General features: G+C 41.1%; 1 protein-coding gene and 1 pseudogene. One reads left to right on the plus strand and one right to left on the minus strand.

Annotated elements, in window-relative coordinates; all coding sequences use genetic code 11:
* Nucleotides 1-17: 17 nt before the first annotated feature.
* Nucleotides 18-338 (minus strand): annotated as a pseudogene (locus tag F6K22_RS36130) (isopentenyl transferase family protein); the annotation flags it as partial.
* A 719-nt stretch (nt 339-1,057) separates the two neighbouring features.
* Here F6K22_RS36130 and F6K22_RS36135 point away from each other — a divergent pair.
* Nucleotides 1,058-3,459 (plus strand): ATP-binding protein (locus tag F6K22_RS36135; protein WP_293109452.1); only part of this gene is annotated, 2,402 nt, incomplete at its 3' end.

Consider the following 3,459-nt stretch of genomic DNA (forward strand, 5'->3'; position numbering starts at 1 on the left):
CGCAATAGTTAACAGTCAGTCCCCCCCACTAATAAACTTGGTGGAGCAAAATCAGTTTGAGCAGTAGGAAAATTAACAATTAGACGTTGTGCCTGTTCCTGATATTCTGCTAATGTAAGAGTCTCTGTGGGTTCACAAATATCTATTAAATGATGAGGTACTAATTCTTGTTCTGTTATAGTTGGTTTTGCAGTTCCAATGTTAAAATATTTATACACTTGACGGGAATCAGCACTGAGAATTACTGAACTTAATCTCTGGGCTAAGTCTAAGGCTAATCTAGACTTACCCGTAGCAGTTGGCCCACAAATAGTAATTAGAGAAAAGTAAAAAGTCAAAAATCAAAAGTTATCAGTTAAAAGTTAAGACTAAAAGAAATTATTAGTCAACCTATAATATCAGAACTTACCGAATAATTAAGGTTTAAAGCCTCTCACTCGCCGTGGAGAAAAAGCGGTCGGAAAGCGGAGCAGTCCGTCAGGATGGGATGGCGAGGTTTCCGTTCCCTCCGGGACGCTACGCGAACTTCGAAGCTTTGCGAAGCGCAAACGCTGGCCTCGAATCGACCAAGAGAGCCGTCGGAAAGCGGAGCATGACCTTAGGATGGGATGGCGAGGTCTCCCGCTCTTACAAAGCTGCTCCGCTTTTCATATTGGTGACAGCCGAAGTGCGTAGTTGTGCGGAACGCTAAGCGCCATATCCAATCTCCCCTTGAGAAGAAAAAAAATCATTTTGGTCAATCCTATCCATTTTCAGGAAAGGTAATTATTAATTATTGAAGCACCCACAAGAGAAAAGTCAAAAGTTAAAAGTCAAAATTAAAATAAATTCTCATGCCTCTCAAGTTTAGTCACAGCAAGAATTTAACTCCTGACTCCTGACTCCTGACTCCTGACTCCTGACTCCTGACTCCTGACTCCTATCTACATACCCTAAATAAATTCCTCCTAAAAATACCCTAGAATCGCATTTAAGGCTTTTATGTTATAATTTAGGAGAAAAATTTCATTTTTTGACGAAAATTAGTATTAAAGCCATTATTGGGAGATATATTGCTATGGCCAGCAACAATTACGGCGCTGAACAAATACAAGTTCTGGAAGGTCTCGAAGCGGTACGCAAGCGACCGGGAATGTACATCGGGACTACAGGGCCTCGTGGACTACATCATCTAATCTACGAAGTTGTTGATAACTCCATCGATGAGGCGCTAGCTGGTTATTGCAGCCACATCGAGGTTGACCTGAATGAAGATGGATCTGTCAAAGTCACAGACGATGGCCGGGGTATTCCGGTAGATACCCATTCTAAAACAGGTAAGTCTGCTTTGGAAACGGTTATGACTGTTCTCCACGCTGGAGGTAAATTTGGTGGAGGTGGCTATAAAGTTTCTGGGGGATTACACGGTGTGGGGGTTTCCGTGGTCAATGCCTTGTCACAGTGGGTAGAGGTAACGGTCTGGCGGGATAAAAAGACACATATCCAGGGTTATGAGCGTGGCAAACCTACTGGGGACTTAAAATCTAAAACTAATAAAGAAAAGCGCACAGGTACATCAGTACAGTTTCTGCCAGATGAGGAAATTTTTACTACAGGTATCGAATTTGACTACAATACCATAGTTGGTCGTCTGCGAGAGCTAGCATATTTGAATGCAGGTGTCAAGATTACAATTACAGATCGCCGCCTGGAGTTACTCAAAAGTGATGAACCGCGAGTAGAGTCTTATTGTTATGAGGGTGGTATTAAGGAATATGTCACCTACATGAACCGGGAAAAACAGCCTTTGCATGAAGAGGTGATTTTTGTGCAGGGGGAAAAGAATGATGTGCAAGTGGAAGTAGCTTTGCAATGGTGTGTGGATGCTTTTAGTGATAATGTTCTGGGTTTTGCCAACAATATTCGGACTGTTGATGGGGGTACTCATTTGGAGGGGTTGAAAACTGTTTTAACCAGAACTATGAATGGTATTGCCCGGAAGCGGAATAAACTCAAAGATAGTGATTCAAATTTAGGTGGTGAAAATGTCCGGGAAGGTTTGACAGCAGTTATTTCTGTGAAGGTTCCAGAACCGGAGTTTGAAGGTCAAACTAAGACTAAATTAGGCAATACTGAAGTAAGGGGTATTGTTGATTCTTTAGTTGGAGAAGTTTTAACTGAATATTTAGATTTTAATCCTCAGATTGCTGATGCAGTTTTAGAGAAAGCTATTCAAGCTTTTAAAGCAGCAGAAGCAGCTCGTCGAGCTAGGGATTTAGTTAGGAGAAAATCAGTTTTAGAATCTTCTCCATTACCAGGAAAACTAGCCGATTGCAGTACGAAAAACCCGGAAGAATCAGAGTTATACCTTGTGGAAGGAGATAGTGCTGGGGGCTGTAACGATGGCCATCAACAAGTTATTTTAGCTGATGGACGTAGACTTAGCTTTATAGAAATAGTAGCTGAACAAGCTGAGGGTAAAGAACATTTTTGTTACACAATTAATGAGAAGGGATATGTAGCAATTGAACGGATAATTAATGCAAGAATGACTAAGAAAAATGCCACAGTTATTAAGATAACTTTGGATAATGATGAGACTATAATTTGTACTCCAGATCATCCTTTTATGCTCAGAGATGGTAGTTATAAACCAGCAGCTTTATTAACACCAAATGATGCTTTGATGCCTCTGTATCGAAAGTTATCTCAAAAGACAAAAGGTGGCCAGGGATTAGATGGTTATGAAATGGTTTGGAATCCTCAAAAAGAGAATTGGATTTATACTCATTTGTTGGCGGATTTTTATAATTTGAACGCAGGGGTATATAATTCAGCAGATGGCAACCATCGTCATCATGTTGATTTTAATAAACTGAATAATAATCCTACTAATATTCAGCGACTTCCAGCAGAGGAACACTTGGCATTACACAGGGCACATCTTGAATTTACTTTGCATCGTCCTGATGTTAAAGAAAAAAGTCGTCAAGCTCATACAACTGATGAATTTCGGGCGAAGATGAAGGAACGAATGCAGGAACCTGAGACGCAAAAGATTTTATCGGAACAAGCGAAAGCGCAGTGGGAGGTTGATGAGTATAAAGCTTTTATGGTTCAGAAATGGCGCGAGTTTTATGATGGCAATGAAGAGTATCGCGAACAAAATCGCGAACAGTTAATGAAAGCACAACAGGAATATTGGAGTAAAGCTGCTAACTGTCAAGCTCAAGCAGATCGAGTACGGGATTATTTTGCGAACAACCCAGAAGCACGGGAGACAGCTTCTGAAGTAGCAAAAGAGCAATGGCAAGATGAAGAATTGTTGGAGTGGCGACGGCAAAAAACTAAGGAGCAGTGGACTCCTGAATTTCGTGCCAAGCGTCGGGAAGCACTGGATAAAACTTACTATCGCAAGACTTTGGAAGCTTTGCACAAGGTTTACCAGAGTTCTGGTTTCATAGACTTGGAATTGTATGA

The organism is Okeania sp. SIO2F4, from assembly GCF_010672385.1.
Lineage (GTDB): Bacteria > Cyanobacteriota > Cyanobacteriia > Cyanobacteriales > Microcoleaceae > Trichodesmium.